The 19,189-nt window shown below is 25.9% G+C and carries 19 protein-coding genes; 5 read left to right on the forward strand and 14 right to left on the reverse strand.

Annotation, left to right across the window (positions count from 1 at the left end; genetic code table 11):
* Positions 1-150: 150 nt before the first annotated feature.
* On the reverse strand, positions 151-513 hold the full coding sequence (locus BM119_RS12625; protein WP_090041971.1) for a hypothetical protein: 363 nt from the start codon (positions 511-513) through the stop codon (positions 151-153).
* A gap of 183 nt (positions 514-696) precedes the next feature.
* On the reverse strand, positions 697-1,368 hold the full coding sequence (locus BM119_RS12630; protein ID WP_143087325.1) for a DUF3298 and DUF4163 domain-containing protein: 672 nt from the start codon (positions 1,366-1,368) through the stop codon (positions 697-699).
* A 171-nt stretch (positions 1,369-1,539) separates the two neighbouring features.
* Here BM119_RS12630 and BM119_RS12635 point away from each other — a divergent pair, with 171 nt between their 5' ends.
* Positions 1,540-2,541, forward strand: coding sequence for an anti-sigma-I factor RsgI family protein (locus tag BM119_RS12635; protein WP_090041974.1), 1,002 nt, complete (start codon positions 1,540-1,542; stop codon positions 2,539-2,541).
* A gap of 25 nt (positions 2,542-2,566) precedes the next feature.
* Here the strand turns inward: BM119_RS12635 and BM119_RS12640 are convergent, their stop codons facing one another.
* Positions 2,567-2,797: a glutaredoxin family protein gene (locus BM119_RS12640; protein WP_090041977.1), complete on the reverse strand. Its 231-nt coding sequence runs from the start codon at positions 2,795-2,797 to the stop codon at positions 2,567-2,569.
* Positions 2,798-3,164: 367 nt separating this feature from the next.
* Here BM119_RS12640 and rluF point away from each other — a divergent pair, with 367 nt between their 5' ends.
* Positions 3,165-3,998: a 23S rRNA pseudouridine(2604) synthase RluF gene (rluF, locus tag BM119_RS12645; protein WP_090041978.1), complete on the forward strand. Its 834-nt coding sequence runs from the start codon at positions 3,165-3,167 to the stop codon at positions 3,996-3,998.
* A gap of 160 nt (positions 3,999-4,158) precedes the next feature.
* Here the strand turns inward: rluF and BM119_RS12650 are convergent, their stop codons facing one another.
* Positions 4,159-5,031 (reverse strand): polysaccharide deacetylase family protein, encoded by an 873-nt coding sequence (locus BM119_RS12650; protein ID WP_177199416.1) that lies wholly within the window; start codon positions 5,029-5,031, stop codon positions 4,159-4,161.
* A 17-nt stretch (positions 5,032-5,048) separates the two neighbouring features.
* On the reverse strand, positions 5,049-5,966 hold the full coding sequence (locus tag BM119_RS12655) for an alpha/beta hydrolase (protein ID WP_090041982.1): 918 nt from the start codon (positions 5,964-5,966) through the stop codon (positions 5,049-5,051).
* A 307-nt stretch (positions 5,967-6,273) separates the two neighbouring features.
* Here BM119_RS12655 and BM119_RS12660 point away from each other — a divergent pair, with 307 nt between their 5' ends.
* Together BM119_RS12660 and ispF are read left to right on the forward strand one after the other, a co-directional pair.
* A complete protein-coding gene (locus BM119_RS12660; protein WP_090041984.1) occupies positions 6,274-6,474 on the forward strand; it encodes a hypothetical protein in 201 nt (66 codons plus the stop codon).
* 302 nt (positions 6,475-6,776) lie between these two features.
* Complete coding sequence (gene ispF, locus BM119_RS12665) at positions 6,777-7,247, forward strand: 2-C-methyl-D-erythritol 2,4-cyclodiphosphate synthase (RefSeq protein ID WP_090041986.1); 471 nt, start codon at positions 6,777-6,779, stop codon at positions 7,245-7,247.
* 207 nt (positions 7,248-7,454) lie between these two features.
* Here the strand turns inward: ispF and BM119_RS12670 are convergent, their stop codons facing one another.
* The gene (locus BM119_RS12670) at positions 7,455-8,537 is read right to left on the reverse strand and encodes an AI-2E family transporter (RefSeq protein WP_090041988.1); all 1,083 of its coding nucleotides are present in this window, start codon (positions 8,535-8,537) and stop codon (positions 7,455-7,457) included.
* Positions 8,538-8,688: 151 nt separating this feature from the next.
* Positions 8,689-8,958, reverse strand: coding sequence for a cysteine-rich small domain-containing protein (locus BM119_RS12675; RefSeq protein ID WP_090041989.1), 270 nt, complete (start codon positions 8,956-8,958; stop codon positions 8,689-8,691).
* A 209-nt stretch (positions 8,959-9,167) separates the two neighbouring features.
* Between BM119_RS12675 and BM119_RS12680 the strand changes: the two genes are divergently transcribed.
* Positions 9,168-10,421, forward strand: a complete 1,254-nt coding sequence (locus BM119_RS12680) for an MFS transporter (RefSeq protein ID WP_090041991.1) — start codon at positions 9,168-9,170, stop codon at positions 10,419-10,421.
* A gap of 492 nt (positions 10,422-10,913) precedes the next feature.
* Here BM119_RS12680 and BM119_RS12690 read toward each other — a convergent pair whose 3' ends face one another.
* The 7 genes from BM119_RS12690 to BM119_RS12720 form a co-directional block, all read right to left on the reverse strand.
* Positions 10,914-11,540 carry a cyclase family protein gene (locus BM119_RS12690; protein WP_090041994.1) on the reverse strand — a complete coding sequence of 209 codons (627 nt, stop codon included), beginning with the start codon at positions 11,538-11,540 and terminating at the stop codon, positions 10,914-10,916.
* 4 nt (positions 11,541-11,544) lie between these two features.
* Positions 11,545-12,264 carry an ABC transporter ATP-binding protein gene (locus BM119_RS12695; protein ID WP_090041996.1) on the reverse strand — a complete coding sequence of 240 codons (720 nt, stop codon included), beginning with the start codon at positions 12,262-12,264 and terminating at the stop codon, positions 11,545-11,547.
* On the reverse strand, positions 12,255-13,004 hold the full coding sequence (locus tag BM119_RS12700; RefSeq protein ID WP_090041997.1) for an ABC transporter permease: 750 nt from the start codon (positions 13,002-13,004) through the stop codon (positions 12,255-12,257). Before BM119_RS12700 ends, BM119_RS12695 begins: the two co-directional genes overlap by 10 nt.
* Complete coding sequence (locus BM119_RS12705; RefSeq protein ID WP_177199417.1) at positions 12,982-13,974, reverse strand: ABC transporter substrate-binding protein; 993 nt, start codon at positions 13,972-13,974, stop codon at positions 12,982-12,984. The genes BM119_RS12700 and BM119_RS12705 overlap by 23 nt, the downstream gene beginning before the upstream one ends.
* A gap of 71 nt (positions 13,975-14,045) precedes the next feature.
* Complete coding sequence (locus BM119_RS12710; RefSeq protein WP_090042000.1) at positions 14,046-14,981, reverse strand: dipeptidase; 936 nt, start codon at positions 14,979-14,981, stop codon at positions 14,046-14,048.
* A complete protein-coding gene (locus BM119_RS12715) occupies positions 14,968-15,333 on the reverse strand; it encodes a hypothetical protein (RefSeq protein WP_090042002.1) in 366 nt (121 codons plus the stop codon). Before BM119_RS12715 ends, BM119_RS12710 begins: the two co-directional genes overlap by 14 nt.
* 253 nt (positions 15,334-15,586) lie before the next feature.
* Positions 15,587-18,781, reverse strand: coding sequence for a DEAD/DEAH box helicase (locus tag BM119_RS12720; RefSeq protein ID WP_090042003.1), 3,195 nt, complete (start codon positions 18,779-18,781; stop codon positions 15,587-15,589).
* Positions 18,782-19,189 lie beyond the last annotated feature (408 nt).

A 19,189-nucleotide genomic window follows, 5' to 3' on the forward strand; every position in this document is an offset into this window, starting at 1 on the left:
TTCTTATAAAGAGTAAAATATATATAGTTCATCTTCAAATGGAAATCATCTTTCATATGTTAGACATATTATTAAAGGTATGAGTTAATACAATTATTTACTCATACCTTTTTCTTAATTATATTATTTTACGATAATACTTTTAATAAATTAAAGTAGAAAATTAATCAATACCAATATAATACCTGAAATTACAAGTACAGTAGTACTTAAAAAAAATTTTATTGTAGTTTTTATTTGATAATTATTTTTTTTCTTTTCCATTTTACTAACTTCCAGATTTGCATTAGCCATATATTGGACATTAATATTTCCAAGTTCTTGCAGTGAAAGCCCTAGAGTATCTCCACCTATTGTACTTGTTAAACCTATAATAATTATAAAAATTCCTTCAATAAATATTATATCTTTAAACACCAAATTTTTTAAACTAACTAAGATTCCAGCAAGTACAAATGAAATAAGAATCCAACCTAGTATATTGATTATAAGTCTTAAAATCTTTTTGTACATACCTTAAAACTTCCCCCCTAATAAGTTTTCTTTATCTAACATTCAAATATTAAAAAATCACTCCATTAATGAAGATTCTTTCTATGGTCTTATAATACATATATACATATATATATATATTGTGAGTGTTAATCCAACAAACAAAAAAATAAGCATATTTTTTTATATGCCTAATTTTTTTTATTATTTTATATTTAATTTCATTTCATCTTTTATATCCTTAAATGACACCTTGAATTCTGGAAACCCAGTAACATAAGGAGCTATTTCATAAAGTTGAAAATATATAACTAACCCTTCATTATTAATAAAGAACTCTTGATTGTCTTTTATCCCCTTAAAATCCTCTGGAAAGTAATTATCCTTATCTTTATTTATTTCTTTTGTTATCATTTCATCTATTATTTTTTTATAGTCATACCCATCTTTAAATATATTCTTTAATGTTATAATGTCTCCCGTGTTTTTATCTATATTATAAGATTGTCTTAATGTTATACCATGAGCCCCGCCAGTATAAGAATATGAATCTACTAATAAACTTATATAATCTTCACCAATATATTGTACATTAAAATTTACAACGGCCTCGTATATTTTAACTTCATATCCTTGTTTCTTACTTTCTTTAAAATCTTCTTCAGCCATTGTTTTTACTCCGTTTGCAAAATCTAGTGATTTACTTTTAAATTCTTCATTTAAATTTTTTTCTTTATCTTTATTCTTAATTCCATTTATAATCGGTATATTTAAATTCATCTCAAAGTATTCATTTTTTTCTTCCACAGTGGTTCCCTTAATTTCTATTTTATTAATATTCTCTTTTGCATTTACTAAATTAAAATTTAAAAACACAAAAATGATTAATATAAAAAAAGAAATTGCTATATAAATATTACTGTTCTTTTTCACCGTCCTCACCTCTAATTTTATTATTTCCGTTAATATTCTTAAATATCCGAACTTGATTTAAAGAGGACTTGCCTTTAACATAAATATATAGTTAAATTTTTGAGGTGATTTTAAATGAATATATCAAATTTCTATGATTCTAAATATAGTTTTTCTTATAAAAATAAAATTCATGTTTTAAGTGATGAAGTAATAAAAGCTAGAGAGAACGAAGTTTATTTTTTTCATAAAGAATTAAAGGTTTATGGTTTTAATATAAAAGACCTATCCTCCGATAAACCTGATTTTAAAACAAGAAACATTCTAATAAACATAGCATTTTTTATAAAAGATAACTATGATTTATTTAAGTTTGTTGAGGAACAAAGAAATTTACCAATAAGAAAATTATCTTTTGAAGTTAAGGAAAGTCCACTATTTGTAGACAGATGGCAAGGATACATAATTTCTTACTTGTTAATAATATCTAATAAAAGATACCACCATTTAAGAAATTACTTAAATGTAGAAGAAAATACCTTTGATGAAGACTCTAATTATGAGCTTAAAAAAGATAATATAGCTGGATTAAATATGTTTAATACCACAAATAATAGTTGTGTTATATTAACTTCTTATGGTGTTTTTCTTACAATAGTTCCCCATACTACTTACAATGTTGGAGAGATAGTTATAGGTAAGTTAGCTAAAAACTTTAAGTTTTTAATTAAAGCTTTTTTTATTTTAATATTAATTGGAATTATTAGTTATTCAGCTTATTATTATGCTTTTAAAGCTGCTAAAAACATTATAGTATTAGATATAAATACTAACATAAGTATAACTGTAAATAAATTCAACAAAGTTGTGGATGTTTCTGCTAGTTCTATAAAAGGTAAAAAACTTATAAAGAATACAGACAATATTAATTTAAATTCTAATGTGGATGAGGTTTTAAGCTCTCTATTAAAAACTGCATTGCAAACAAAGGTAATCTTTGATTATGATAAAGTATCTATCTTTGTAAACAAAAATCCTTTGGATTTTGATTCTCTCACTGAAACAAACAATATTGTATTGGATTCTCATATAGATTTAAGGGTAAACAATAATGGACAAGATTATTATTTAAAATAAAAAAGGCACTTTAAAGTGCCTTTTTTTACTTATTTAATAATTCTTCTATTTTATTTTGATCAAATCCAACCACAACTTCATTATCAATTTTTATTACTGGCACACTCATAATTTTCATAGCCATTAATTCTTTCCTATATGATGGATTTTCATTAACATTCTTCTCTTCATATTTTAAATTATTTGATTTTAAATATTCCTTTACTGTAACACAATATGGACAAGTATTTGATGTATAAACTATTATATTTTTCATTTTATATTCCTCCTCTATATACCCCACTATGGTATATCTTTAAATTTATTATACACTGTAGAAGTATATTTTTCAATAGTTTTTTTTAATTAATAACAATTCTTGTCTTTAAAACATCTAGTATTATATTTCCCTTTTTATAAAGTAATAAACTAGTTAATTTTTATATTTTTATATATAATTGTTACTATAAATATTTTTAATTTTAAAAAGTTAGAATTTATATAATATAATTGAAATGTATATAATATTTATCTAATACCTATCATTGATAGTAATCACTTGATATTATATTATTAATAAGGCACATGAAAAAAATAAAATTAAACTTATTATCTAATAAGACTTTTTGGAAAGGTGTATTTTAATGAAAAAATTTAATTCTAAAACAATTAGTAGCAAAAAAAATTCTTCTAGTAAAAATATTAATTCAGTAAATAAAATAAATAATGTAAACATACATAAGGATTTAAAAGATGAAATTCGTTTAAATAAATTTATAAGTGACAGTGGAATATGTTCTAGACGCGAAGCTGACAAACTAATAGAAGATGGTAAAGTTACTATAAACAATTCTTTAGCCATAACTGGAACCAAGGTTAAAAAAGGAGATAATGTTAAAGTAAATGGTAAACTTATATCTAAAGACGATGAACTTATATATTTAGCTCTTAATAAACCTGTTGGTATAACTTGTACTACAGAAAAAAAAATCAAAGGAAATATAGTCGATTTTATTAATCATAAAAAGAGAATTTTTCCAATTGGTAGGCTAGATAAAGATTCTCAAGGTCTGATTTTTTTAACTAATGATGGTGATATAGTAAATAAGATACTACGTGCTGGAAATAATCATGAAAAAGAATATCTTGTTACTGTAGATAAACCTATAAATGATGAATTTATAAAAAAGATGTCTAATGGCGTTCCAATCTTAGGAACCATAACAAAAAAGTGTTTTATAAAAAAAGAAAGTAAATATGTATTTAGAATAATTCTTACCCAAGGATTAAATAGACAAATTAGAAGAATGTGTGAATACTTAGGCTTTAGAGTAACTAAACTTGAAAGAATAAGAATAATGAATGTTTCTTTAGAAAATTTAAAAATTGGGCAATGGAGATATTTATCTTCTAGTGAACTTTTAAAAATTTGGGATTTAACTAGTGATTCACTTAAAACAGAAGATGCTTCAAAATAAAAAAGTGTCAAGTTTATAGTGACAAGTTGATGTTGATTTTTCTTCTAAAAATCTAAAATTTAAAAATTTGATTCTAAGTCTTTCTAGACAAAGTGAAGAAAAACATCATTAACTTGTCACTTATCACTCTTAACTTGCAATTAAATAAAGATTTTAATTTTTATTTATAGTTTGGATTACTTATTCTTTCTTTAAAAACTTCAATAGGTGCATTTCCATTTACATACACTCTCTCAAGCTCTAATAATTCTGATTTATTATTAACCCATCCTTTATTAGTTGTAAATCCAAGCTTATATCCTAAATCATTAGTTGCTTTCAATACACTTTGATCATATACCCCAAATGGATAGGCTATAGAGATAACCGGTTTTTGTGTTATTTTTTCTAAAAAAACCTTTGATTCCTCTAGAGTTTTTTTTCTTTTTTCTTTTGATATGTCTAAAAGATTATCATGATTTAAAGTATGACTTCCAAACTCTATTCCATAATCACTCATTTCTTTGATTTGATCAGATTTTAAATACAAATGATGTGCATCAACCAAATCTGCAATGACGAAAATAGTTGCTTTAAAATTAAATTCTTTTAAAATTGGAAATGCGTTATCATAGTTATCTATCCACCCATCATCAAATGTTATTACTACAGATTTTTCAGGAACTTTCTCGTTGTTTTTTATATAATTATATGTTTCATCTAATGTTAAAGTTTTATAATTATTATCTTTTAGGTATTTCATTTGTTCCCTAAATTTTTCTGTGTCTATTACAACCTCATCTTTTTTTGAATCCTCAAATACTGAATGATAATATAATATAGGTATTCCTATAGAATTATCCTTTAATAAAACATTATCCTCTTCTAAGTTTTTTTCTTCTTCTATTAATGTGTCATCTTTTAATGGTTCCTCTTCATTTACTTTATTTATGTAGTCTGTATAAGTTTTGTTTTTTGCATTAAAAGCTAAAATGCCAACTAATAAAATAATTAGGGCAGTAATTAATACTATTATGTATCTCTTGTTTTTCACCTTTAAGTCCTCCATATTTATTTTTTATAACTTTTCAGTACTTCTTCAACAAAATCAATTACCTCTTTTTCATATTCTTTTTTATTAACTTCTATTGATTTTGCATGAGCTGCACCTTTTGCTATATATATTTTTTTTAATCCTTTCTTTTTTGCCTCATACATAGCAACACTCATATCCCATGGCACAAATTTGTCCTTATCTCCATGAACAAACATTATTGGCAATGTAGAATTTTTTACACACTCTATAGGCTTTATCCATCTGTAATCAAAATTTGCTCTAACTTTAGACTTTACATTACTTAAATACAAAATAGGATAAAGTAATCCTTTATAATCATCCTTTACCTTTCTACCCAATAACTCCATTAAGTCTGAAAATGGACAATCTGCTATTATAAACTTTACATATTTATTAATATCTATATATTGTAGGACTGTTGCTGCTCCCATAGATTCCCCATGTAATCCTATAATTGAATCCTTCCCTTTTCTCTTTATTACCCAATTTACCCATAAATCTAAATCTTCTTTTTCAAAATATCCATATGTGGAATAGCTACCTTCACTTTGACCATGTCTTCTATGATCATATATTAATATGTTCCAATCTCTCTTATAAAACATATCTATGTATTTTATTGACCATATTAACCCCACTGTTATTCCATGACAAAATATCATTGTTTTATTAGAGTCATTATCTATAAATTCACCTCTAAGTTTTAAACCATCTTTAGACTTTAAAACAATATGTTCTTTTTCTAATAAACTATAAACATTATTATTTATTAAATTTCTTTCTACTTGAACTCTCATCATTTCATCTTCTGTATCTACTTTTCTAGTAACAACTTGATTGAAATAGTAATTCGTTAACACATACATACCTATTATTACCAAAATGCATAAAATTAATAACAAGTAACTCATTTTATCCCTCCATTTAGAAATTATCCACAGGTGCCTGTGTATAATGTTAATAATTTCCTTTTATTTATTTTATTGTAAAATATATGGAATAATTACTACATATTTGTAAATTTATTTTAAGAACTTTATTAAAGTAAATTTACTCTCAATATTATATGTAATATATTGTATTTAATAGATATATTTAGCATTGCTTACCTAGTTTGCTTTGTTCAGCCTTCACTTGTCTGAATATTCATTAACTTTTGATTTTTCTTATAGTATAATGATACTAATTACCATATTAAGCGAGGTGGTTCTTAAAACTATGAAAGAAAAAGTTATATATGTTGATTTCTCATCAAAAAAGAAAAGAAGAAAAAAGAACCAACATGTCACCGTAAAAACTAATATATTAACAAAATTAAAATCCTTTAAATATAAACTATTACGTATCCTTAAAAACATAACCAATCTAAAACACTCAAATGAACATCCTACACACCCATATTCTAAAAATAATTTTTAATTTATATTTACTTTTATATATTTAAATTTAGTGATTTCTATCACTCAAAAGCTGAAAGGCTTTTCTTTTTTTCCCTTTTTTAATGTGCCTTAGACATTATTATTAATTGATAATTACATTATATATATTATAATATATATAAGTTATTCTGTAATAATTAAATAGTAATTAAATAATACTATTTAATTATTAATTCATTACAAAATGCTTTTTACTCACGGTTAGGCACATAAAGCACATAAGGCACATGCAAGAAAATAGCAAACCAAAATTAATTTTTAATGTAATTAGGAGGATTGTTCATGAGAATAGGAATGGGATATGATGTACACAGATTAGTTGAAAATAGAGATTTAATACTTGGAGGGGTTAAAATACCTTTTGAAAAAGGATTATTAGGACATTCTGATGCCGATGTTTTAATACACGCTATAATGGATTCTTTATTAGGCGCTGCTGCTCTTGGAGATATTGGAAAACACTTTCCTGATACCGATCTTAAATTTAAAGGAGCCTCTAGTCTAATACTACTTGAAGAAGTTTACACTATAATAAATAAAAATTTTACTATAGGTAATATAGATGCTACAATAATAGCTCAAAAGCCAAAAATGTCACCTCATATAGACACTATGAAAAAAAATATATGCTCTATTTTAAATATAAAAGAAAATCAGCTAAACATAAAAGCAACTACTGAAGAAGGTTTAGGTTTTACTGGTGCTTGTGAAGGAATTTCTTCTCAATCCATTGCTCTTCTTGTTGAAAAATAAAGAAAATTTATCTAAACATAAAGATAGAATGATAAGCACCGTAAACAAGCTGATTTCACCTAGTATTCTAAAGTAAAAAAGCATTACTTCCTAAAATCCAATAACTCTCTACACTCAACAATTGGATTTTTTAACGGAAGCAATGCTTTTTCACTAACTTACCACTTGTCAATATGCCTTATTACTCAAATAAAACTTATCATTAAATTACATATCAAATTTGTTTAATGTCCTATCTAAATAAATTTTAAATACGGCCATAATAGGTACTGCTAATATCATTCCAACGGGTCCATATAGTCCTCCACCTAAAGTTACTGCTAATATTATCAAGAATGGAGATAAACCTACTTTTCCACCTATTAATTTAGGATCTAAATACCAACCATCAAATTGCTGTAATAAAAACAAAAATATTAATACAACAAATGCTCTTATAGGATTTACAAATATATTTAATGTGAACCCAACCATTATTCCAATAAAAGGTCCAAAGTAAGGTATCATATTAGTTACCCCTACCACCAATGTTAACACTACAACGTAAGGTGATTGAATTATAGTTAACCCTATAGATGCTATTATAGCTATTATTAATGAATCTAATGCTTTCGTACCTATATAAACACCTATCATATTATTTAATGTCTTTATAAAAACAAGAAATCTATCAGCATATTTTTCTCTTAGAGTAATTTTTACAAAAGTAATACTTGATTTCTTAAATCTCTCTTTATCTGCTAGTATATAAATAGATATTATAAATCCAAATACCCATTTTATAAATGTATTAGTAAAAGAAAATAATTGACTAATAGCCGTGTTCAATAAATCTAATACTATAGTTGTTCCTTTTGATGTTATAAAATTTGTATTTAAATCTACGTACTGCTTTATAAATTGAGCATTATCATGCTTCAATAAATTATCTATCCAGCTTTGAAATTCACTCATAACCTGTGGAACACTACTTGCCATATCAACTATATTTTGTACCAATTGAGGTATAAAATACACTGCTGTAATTACCATAAGTCCTATAATTAATGCATATGTAAGTATTAAACTATATGCTCTCTTTAACCTTAATCTTTTTTCAAAAAACTTCATTATAGGATTTAATATATACGCTATTATAAACGCATATATAAATGGCGTTACTATAGAAAGCATTGACGATATTCCTTTAAATAAATATGAATAATTATCCACTAATTTCAACAAAATATATCCAACAATTATTGCTACGATTATATCAAGGTATTTGTTAATACGCTTCCATATGTTCACTTATATCTCCCCCCTTCATGTTTAAATTTAATTTTTACTCTTTTATCATTAATATACTATATCATAATAGATTATTGCCTACAACCAAATGGATAAAACACACAAACTGAAACAAAAAAGAGGTTGTATGTAATCAACCTCTTTTCATGGTTTATTTCTTTTTTAATGCCTCATCTGTTCTTTTTTCATTAACCTGAACTATCTTATTAACTATGTATTCATATCCGTTAGGACTATGAGGTATCATGCAATTTGAACAATCCTTAATCCCATAAACTACTTTATTATTTCCACCACAGTCCTCTAAAAAATACAGTGGACAGTAACAAAATAAACAATTAAAATCATCTTTATTATTCACTTTATGACATGGAAAATATTCACATGCTTTATTGCTAAAAAATTTATAGTTATTTTTCACTTTTTCTTCCCCCTAATAACAATTAGGCACATGAAAGAAAATAATAGATAAGCATACTGGTCTATTATTTTTTGAGTGTGCCTTATATTTATATTTTATCATAAAAAATCTGTTATGGTTTTTTTAAATCTATTTTCAATGTAAATTTATAAGATATACTTTATTGTTATAATGTTTATAGACTTATAAATGTTTAGGGGGATATTTTTATGGGGGTAAAACAAAAATTCAGCATATTTTCTAAAAATGCAAATATGTACCTAGTTGCTATTTCATTTTTTTATATATCCATGGGATCATTTAATATGCTACAAGGAATTTATCTTAAAGAATTGAATATCGAGGAAAGTTTTCTCGGTATAATTTTAAGTTTCAAAACTTTTGCAATAGCATTTGCTTCTATACCATGTGCTATGATAGTTAATAAAATTGGTAGAAAACGTGGGATACTTATAACCATGTCTCTTGTACCACTCCTTACTATATTGCAAGGAGCCATACCAAATAAATATATAATTCTATTTATATCTGTTTTACAAGGAGCTGTTCAAGGTTTTCTTATGGTATCTGAAGGACCTTTTTTTATGGATAATAGTAATCCTAAAAATAGAATTAAATTATTTAGTTATTCTTTTGCTGATAATGTATTCTCAACTATGTTTGGATATTTTGTATTTGGACAGCTTTCAAATACACTTAGCTCTCACTTCGGTGTTCTATTTGGGTTAAAATATGGCATTATAATCAGTGGTATTATTGGCCTTGTTTCATGTGTATTCATTTTATTTATAAAAGACAATAAAACCCATGTTTCAACTCAAAAATACTTTCTAAAAAAAGTTAAAATACTTTGTCTAAAACCTTATCCAAGAAAGTTTATAATTTATAATTTATTAGTTGGGTTTGGCGCTGGATTAGTAGTTCCTTATTTTAATATATATTTAAAATACAAAGTAAGTGCCTCTACTAGTCAAATAGGCATTATAATGGCCCTAGCCCAAGGTGCTATGGGAATTGGCGGTCTCATAACCCCCTCTATGACAAATAAGTTCGGAAGAATAAAAACTATAATGATTTGTCAGAGTATATCTATTCCATTTTTAATGCTCATAGCTTTACCTCCAAATTTATATATTGTTGCTACCGCATTGTTATTTAGAAATGCTCTAATGAACATGGCTGGCCCTGTTATAAGTAGTTTATCTATGGAGCTAATAGACGATGATGAAAGATCTATTTACTCTAGTTTAAATAGCATTTCAAACAATCTCTCAAGAGCTATTAGTGCTCTTGTTGCTGGTTATATAATGGAAAACTTACCTCATGGCTATGAACTTCCTTATTTTATAACTGCAATAACTTATTTAGTGTCTACTATATATTTCTACAAATCTTTTAGTATCGTTGACTCTAAAAAATTTCTACAAAAGAATGTTGAATCCAACACTGTAACATCAAAATAAATCAGTATATATAAAAAAGGCTACACCCTTTTTTAATTGACAATTGAGAATTGACGATTGACGATTATCGTTGAAAGTCACGGACTTCCTAAATATAAAGTTGAAGGTTGAGAGTGGAAAGTTGAAAGTTCAAGTTGAAAATCACAGATTTTCTTTAATTATATTCTTAAAATTTTAAAATCTTCCTAAGAATATTTATCCTTCAATTCTCAATCGTCAATTGTCAATTCACTCCAACCTTCCTGAGAAAATTTATCCAAAACTTGTAACTTGTCACTATTAACTCGTGACTCTATGAAGTGATTTACAAACTTATGCATATTCTCAAATCTATAAATTAAAATAAAAAATAAGCAATTCATTATATATTTGAATTGCTTATTTCTGTAAACCATCATTACTAGCCTTCAACTAGCACTTAATGATTGAAAGTTTTAGTTTTTAACTAAAAATGATCGTTAAAAATTTCTTCCTGCCAGCCTTAATAAAATTTTATTCCCATAAAACAACTCTTGCTGGAGCTCCATCACCATCTTTTATTTTTAATGGTAGTGCCGCAAAGTTATATATTCCCTGTTCAACATCACTTAAGTTAATGCCCTCTACTATTACTATATCTTTTTCCAATAATAATAAATGTACATCATTAAACTCGCTATTATTTTTTTCTATAGACAAATAATCAATACCAATAGTATATACTTTTTTATCAACTAAATATTCAGCTGCATCCTTAGTTAAAGCTACAAAATCCTCTGAATATATGTTGTTTTTTAGTAATTTTGAATTATTTGTTTTAAAAAATATTCTATCTCCCTCTTCTATATTAAAATCTTCTATATCTTGTTTTGATATTTCCTTTAAATTTCCCATGTCTAAAACCTTAACTTTACCTATAAGCCTATCAATAGAAATTTTATCTATTGTCTTTGACTCATTATAAAAATGTTTAGATGCATCTATATGTGTTCCTGTATGTGTTCCCATAGATATTGAGCTTATATTATAACTATCACCTAATGAAATAGAACATATATCCTCCATTTCAAAATTAGGATCTCCTGGGTAAACTATTATATCCTCTTTTAACTCTAATGTTAAATCGTAAAATCTTCCCATTGCATTACTTCTCCTTAATCATAAGAGTACTTATATACTTTTTGAAATTATTATATTCTATATCTTTCTCAGTTATATTATCTAAACTTATATGATTTTTTATCAACTTTTTTACTATTGTTGGTTTGTCTGAAAATATAACTATATCATTTCCAAGTTCTATAGCTTCATCTATATCATGTGTAACTAATATTACTGTTTTCTTGTATGTATTTTTTATATTTTTAAACCATTTTATTACATCTATTTTAGTATTTATATCTAATGAATTAAATGGCTCATCCATGATTAATATATCACTAGGATATGCAAAAGCTCTTGCAATATTAACTCTTTGCATCATTCCCCCACTTAATTTATTAGGATACATCTTTTCACAGCCTTTTAATCCTACCGTTTCTATTGATTGCATTATATATTTATGAGCATTTTCCTTAATCATTTTATCCTCTAATACGAATTTTATGTTATCATAGACATTTTTCCATGGTATAAGTCTAGGATCTTGATATACAAATGATATATTCTTAAATCCATATATATCCCCTTGAAATTCATCAACTTCCCCTGTAAGTATATTTAAAAATGTACTTTTTCCACATCCTGATGGGCCTAATATACATGTTGTATTTCCAATATTAAAATCTAAATTTATATTTTTTAGGACTTCCACACCATTAAAACTCTTTTTTACGTTTTTTACTTGTAATTTTTCTAGCTCCATTTTTTCACCCTTTTAATTAAAATTCCAATAAACTTTTCTAATATATAATTTATAAAAACAACTATTATTATCCATGCAAAAACTCCACTTGTATTTAAATAAAGTTTCTCTAACTGAATATTACTTCCAATAGCATACTTAGGTTGTCCTAAAACTTCTCCAGCTATTATAACCTTGAGCATTAATCCTAGCGCCGATGGTAATATAGGAAGTAAGTTATTAATTAAATATGGAAAATATATATATTGAATTTTTCTTATAAAATTTACTTTGTAAAGTCTAGCCATAGAAACTAAGTTTTTATCAATATTTAAAAAACAATTCAAAATTCCTTCATATAAGATTGGAAATACAACTATAAACCCAATAAATATTGGAGCTGTACTATTTTTAAACCATATTAATGCTAAAACTACTATACCCATGGTAGGCACTGATTTCATAAATGTTACAAAAGGATTCAATAGATGTTTTATTATAATAAAATAATATGATATTACTGCTAACAATATAGAACTAATAATAGTAATTATGCTAGCTAATATAAATCTTATCATTGTGCTGCTTATTATATTCAAAAAATTCTTGCTTATAAATATATTTCTTAATTCTAAAAACGTAGAGGTTATAGATGGTACTATAACCTCATTTGAAACTAGATTACTTGTAAAATACCAGGTAATTATTATAAACACTGTTGATAATAATTTATATTTATTATTTGAAATAAATAGCTTCATCTGGTATTTTTCCTCCTATAGATTTAGCGTCATACTCTTCTAATACTTTGTAAAAATTCCTATATTCATCTTTACAATCTTTTATATTTATAAAATTTAGATTTGCCCTTTTCATTACAGTTGGTGCCATATCCTTTGTTATTGACATTTTTAATTCTTCTGCATATTCTCCTAATTGTTCTGGGTTAGAATTGGCCCAAAGTATACTTTCATTTATTTGATTCATAAATTCCATTACAAATTTTTCATGGTCCTTTAAAAGTTCATCTCTTACTATTAATGTGGATTGTGGATAACCATACTTACTGTCTGTTATTTTTTTCCACTCATCGTTAATTGAAATTCCTATTTTTGCATCTTCCTTTTTACTTAAAACATTTGTAATCATAGGTTCTGGCATAATTGCTGTCTTTGCTTTTCCTGATATAAACGCTGGTGCTATTTCTGTTGCGCCATTTAAATATGTTAAGGTTAAATCATTATCAGGATCTATATTATTATTTTTCATTACATATCTGCTTACTATATCAGGTGTTAATCCTCTTCCTATATTATAAATTTCTTTTCCTTTTAATTGACTTATATTGTCTACATTTTCTGTAGATAATAAATAAAGATTTCCCCATCCTACGGTACCACAAATTTTATAATCTAAACCTTTATTAAAAGCTTGAGCTGGTAAATTAGATGGAACTATTGCAATATCAGCCTCTTTATTTAAAACCTTAGATACTAAGTTGTCTGTTGAATTTATTGTTTCATAAACAACCTCATAATTTTTCTTTACCTCTGGTTTTTCCTTAATTAATTTTGCAATACTTATAGATGGTACACCTTCTGGTACAAATACTTTTACTATTCTCTTTTCTCCATCTTTTAATGATTCAACATTACTCTTATCATTACAGCCTATGAATGAAAATATCATGACTATAACTACTAAAATTGATATAACTTTTGTCTTTTTCATTGTTATTCTCCCTTCGCTTAAAAGTTCATATATAAATAATATACACATTTATCATATAATATATTTACATATTATAAGGTTTCTTGTATAAGCCTAAGTGCATTTTTATAAAATATTTTTTCTATTTCACTTTCTTTAAAACCATTAGCCATAAGACTTTTATAAAGTTTATCCATTTCAGATATATCTTCTATTTCAACCTTATTACCTATACCATCGAAGTCACTTCCTAATGCTATTACATCTATGCCACCAACGTTCCTTATATGTTTCATATGTTTTATCATATCATCTATAGATGAAACTTCATTTGTACCTAAAAAATGATTAGCAAAATTAATTCCCATTATTCCCCCACTATTTGCTAAGACTTTTATCATATCATCCGTAATATTTCTTGAGTGACCTGTAATGGTTCTTGCATTAGAATGTGATGCAACAAATGGTTTTTTTGAAAACTTAGCAACATCATAAAAACCACCGTCTGAAATATGTGAAATATCTATTATCATATTTAATCTATTCATTTCCTGAACCACATCTATCCCAAAATTTTTTAAACCTTTTTGTTGAAAAGACTTGTCTATATGTGGATATCCTATTGAATTTTCATAATTCCATGTAAGTGTCATTAATCTTACACCCTTATCATAAAACCTATATAGATTCTCCATATTACCTTCAAGAGCTTCTCCCTCTTCAATTGTAATCATTGCAGAAATCTTTTTATTATCACTATTCTTTAAAATATCATCGTAATTTAAAGCAATTTTTATATCATCACCATTTTTATTTAATTCACTTAATAAATTATCTAACATAGAGTTACATGTTTCTAAAGGACTATCACATCTTTCTTGACATATAAATAATGCAAAAAACTGTGTCATAGCATTCCCCTGCTTTAATTTTTCTATATCAACTGAAAAATCATTTTGTTTTATACTTTTCCCCTTTTGATAATATAATTTACTTGCAGTATCACAATGTAAATCAATAAATTTCATAACCTTTCCCCCTGTTTTCAAATTTAATGTTTATCAGCTTCTTTTTATAGAATTCTAATTTTATATTTGATCCATTAACTATTTTAAAATATTCCTTACTTGAAATATTAATATCAAATACATGCCCTGCATCATCTTCTACTTCTATAAAATATAACAATTCATAGACATTAGTATTATGCACTCTTTTTATCTCAATTCGCTTATCTGTAACTATGCCTTTTAGTATTTCAGATTGTGTAAAGTCCATAGCCTTTTCTGTCTTTTTATATACGAAATAAAGAGAAAATCCTGGAACTACAAATATTATTAAAAGTATTGCTGTCCTTATTATAAATTCACCAATATTCATGTAAATCCTTCCATAAAAATTTATCACAAATATATCTTATTCTATAGACTTACAATAAGTTCATATTTTAATACTTTGAAATTTGAAGACTATAGTCTATAGTCTACTTGCCTCTTCACCCTAAACTTCAAACTTACTAATCTAAACTTTTAACTAACTTGTCACTTTCATATTGTCACTTATATAGAACGAATCTTCCTTTAGGTGGGTGTTACAGCTCTGGTAGCCATCAGCTAAACTCTCTTACAAAGCTTTATAACTGAAATAATCCTTCAATATCTTCTAAGGTCATACTAGAAATTATATCTCTATCTATATCTTTATCATCCATTACACTGCCTATAATCTCTCTCTTTTTTCCTTGAATATTTAATATTTTTTCCTCTATAGTACCCTTAGTTATAAGTTTTATTACCTCAACAGTGTTTTTTTGTCCTATCCTATGTGCTCTGTCAGTAGCCTGTTCCTCTACTGCTGGATTCCACCATTGGTCGAAATGTATTACAATATCTGCTGAAGTTAAATTTAACCCTGATCCTCCAGCCTTTAAAGATATTAAAAACACGGGGATAGTTCCTTTATTAAATTCATTAACCATGTTCATCCTCTCTCTACTATTAACACTTCCATCTAAATAAAAATACTCTATATTGTTTAAATCTAAATGCCTCATTATGTTTTTTAAAACAGATGTAAACTGTGAGAATACAAGTATCTTATGATTCTCCTCTATTGATCCTTCTAATATTTCAATAAGAGCACTTATCTTTGAACTTTCTCCAGTATAATCTTTTAAAAATGAAGATGGATCACAACATATTTGTCTCAGTCTAGTAAGTGCTGCGAGTATTTTTATTTTTGTTTTTTCAAGACCACACATATTTACTTCCTTTGATATTTCTTTCTTAAAATTATCAACATATGCTGAATAAATTTTTCTTTGATCTTCACTCATATTAATTATTATATTTTTCTCTATTTTAGGAGGAAGTTCTTCAAGAACATCTCTTTTTAATCTTCTTAATATAAAAGGATTTATTCTTCTCTTCAAATCCTTTAAAGCCTCATAATTATCATGTTTAACTATGGCTGTTTCATATAAATTTAAAAATTTAGAATGATTTAGCAAGTATCCAGGCATTATAAAGTCAAATATTGACCATAATTCTCCTAATGAATTTTCTATTGGTGTTCCTGTTAAAGCAAATCTATTATAACTCTTTATGCTTTTTACGCTCTTAGAATTTTGTGATACCGGATTTTTTATATTTTGTGCCTCATCTATCACACAATAGTTAAACTGTATTTTTTTTATTTCTTCTATATCTCTTCTTATTATTGAATATGATGTTATTAAAATATCATATTGATTTATATTCTTAATAAGTTCCTGTCTTTCTTTTTTATTTCCATCCATTACCCCTACTTTTATGTTACTTGAAAACTTTTCAAATTCTTCATTCCAATTATATACAAGGGATGTTGGACATATAATAATTGATGGTTCTTTCTTCAAGTCTGATATTATAAGAGCTATTGTTTGTACTGTCTTACCTAGGCCCATTTCATCTGCTAATATTCCTCCAAAACCATAACTACTCAAAGTCTTAAACCATTTAAACCCTAGTTTTTGATATTCCCTTAAATTAGCCTTTAAATTCTCTGGTACGCTATACTCCATATGCTTTATATCTTTTAAATTGTTAATTAACTCTCTAAAATCTTTATTTGTTTCAGCCTCTTCCCCTACAATGTCATTTATATATGAAGCAAAAAATTTAGGAAGTATTACCTTATCACTTATTAATTTTCTTTCATCAATATCCAAGTTATCAATTAAACTTACAATCTCTTTTAATTCCTTGCTATTTAGCAAAACTAAACTTCCATCTTTAAGTTTATAATATCTTTTATTTTCTCTTAAACTTTCAAATATACTTATAAGTTCGCTTTCGTTAATTCCATCCATATTAAAGGAAAATTCCAGCATATCTTCTCTATTTAATTTAAGATTATATTTACACTGATTACCTTTATAAACCTTGGTTTTTTTAAACTGTTCAGAATAGTAAACTTCTCCTATTTCTTGAAGCTTATAAACTCCTTCAGTTAAAAAATCTATTATTTTGTCTCCATCTCTTACTTCAAAATAATTTTCTACTTTTTCAAATCCTAATTTCTTTATCAACTCTATAATATCTTCTTCTTTTTTTATATCTCTAACTAATATTCCTCCATTTCCCTCTAGTTTAAAGTTATCATTGAGAGGGTTAAATGAAATATCTTCATATTTAAAAACTAGATTTAATTTTATTGTATCGTTTTCCTTGTCTAAATATATGTCAGTTATAAGATTCTCTTCATAAAATAAGCTCTTTACGCCTTCCTCAAAATATACTCTTCCAATTTTTTTTATCTTAGGTAATACAAAGGATGCAAAATTTGTACTATCTTCCTTATCAATCTCTAAATCACCTTTTCTGTTTTCAAGCATTAAATCAAATAGTGGATTAAATAATCTCTCATCTTTTTTATTTAATTCATATATACTTCCCTTATAAAAGTATATTTTCCCCTCTGATAATAAAGGAAATGGTAGTTCTCTATCCTTAAATGTCAATGCTATTTTATCTGTTTTTTCTACAACCAAAAAATCTAATACTAAATTCTCTGTCTTTATATCTACATCAAAATAAGTTCCTATTGGTAAAGAAATTGTTATATCCTTATTTATAAGTTTTAATAGTTTACAAAACTGCTTATCAGGTATATACACCTGATTTTTTCTAAACATACCTTTGGATAAATTATTATAATATAATGTTTTTTCCTCTATCTCTAAAAGTTCGTTTAATAGATAAATTATCTTCTTATCTTCATCCCTAAAATCATATGTTGAAAAATCCACTATATTTCTTCTATATAAAGGAAACAATTCATTATTGTTATAGGATTCTAAAAATCCCCTTATATCCTTAACTTCATATAATTTATCTAACCCAATTCTAAGTTTTATAGAATTTACTATGGCATCCATTGAACTATGAACTAATTCTATTTCTAAATTCATACTCTGGGATTTTACTATTTCAGTAGAATTATTTAAAACCTTTAACAACTTATCAATATTAGAATATGATTTTAAGTTTTCATTTATATATTTTAAATATACTGAAACTAAGTGAGGACACATCTTTTGCTTCTTAAGAAACTCTTCACAAGTACAGGCAAATTCCTCTAAATCCTTATTTTTATTTATTTTAAACGTACATAAATATTCACTATACTCTCCAGAATCAACTAAGGATTTTATATTACTTGTACCATCTAAATTATTGCTCTCTTTTAATTCAAGTATAAAATCGTTTAAATAATATTTTTCACCTTCTAAATATATATTTTTAGATTTACAAAAACTCAAAATATTTCCTTTATCTAAAATAGCCATATAACCACACTCTCTTTTATAATTATTTTAAAATTCAATAGCCTATATAATTAATGTCTACAACATTATAACATTAACACAGAACAAAAATGGCTGCGCCCTTTTTTAATTGACAATTGAGAATTGACGATTGACGATTATTGTTGAAAGTCACGGACTTCCTAAATATAAAGTTGAAGGTTGAGAGTGGAAAGTTGAAAGTTTAGGTCCTATAGGCCCCCTAATTAGAATGGACAATGTTTACTCAAACAAAGTAAAATAGTTTTAAGATGATTAGGAGGTCTAAGGGATGGAGAAAAAAATATTTACAAGAAAGTTTTCAGAAGATCAAAGAGTTTCATTTGTTAAGGAAGTTTTAGAATCAGGAAGCAATATTTTAATTGCTAAAAGGTACGACTTAAATCCCCA

The sequence above is a fragment of the Clostridium frigidicarnis genome, assembly GCF_900111985.1.
GTDB lineage: Bacteria > Bacillota > Clostridia > Clostridiales > Clostridiaceae > Clostridium_Z > Clostridium_Z frigidicarnis.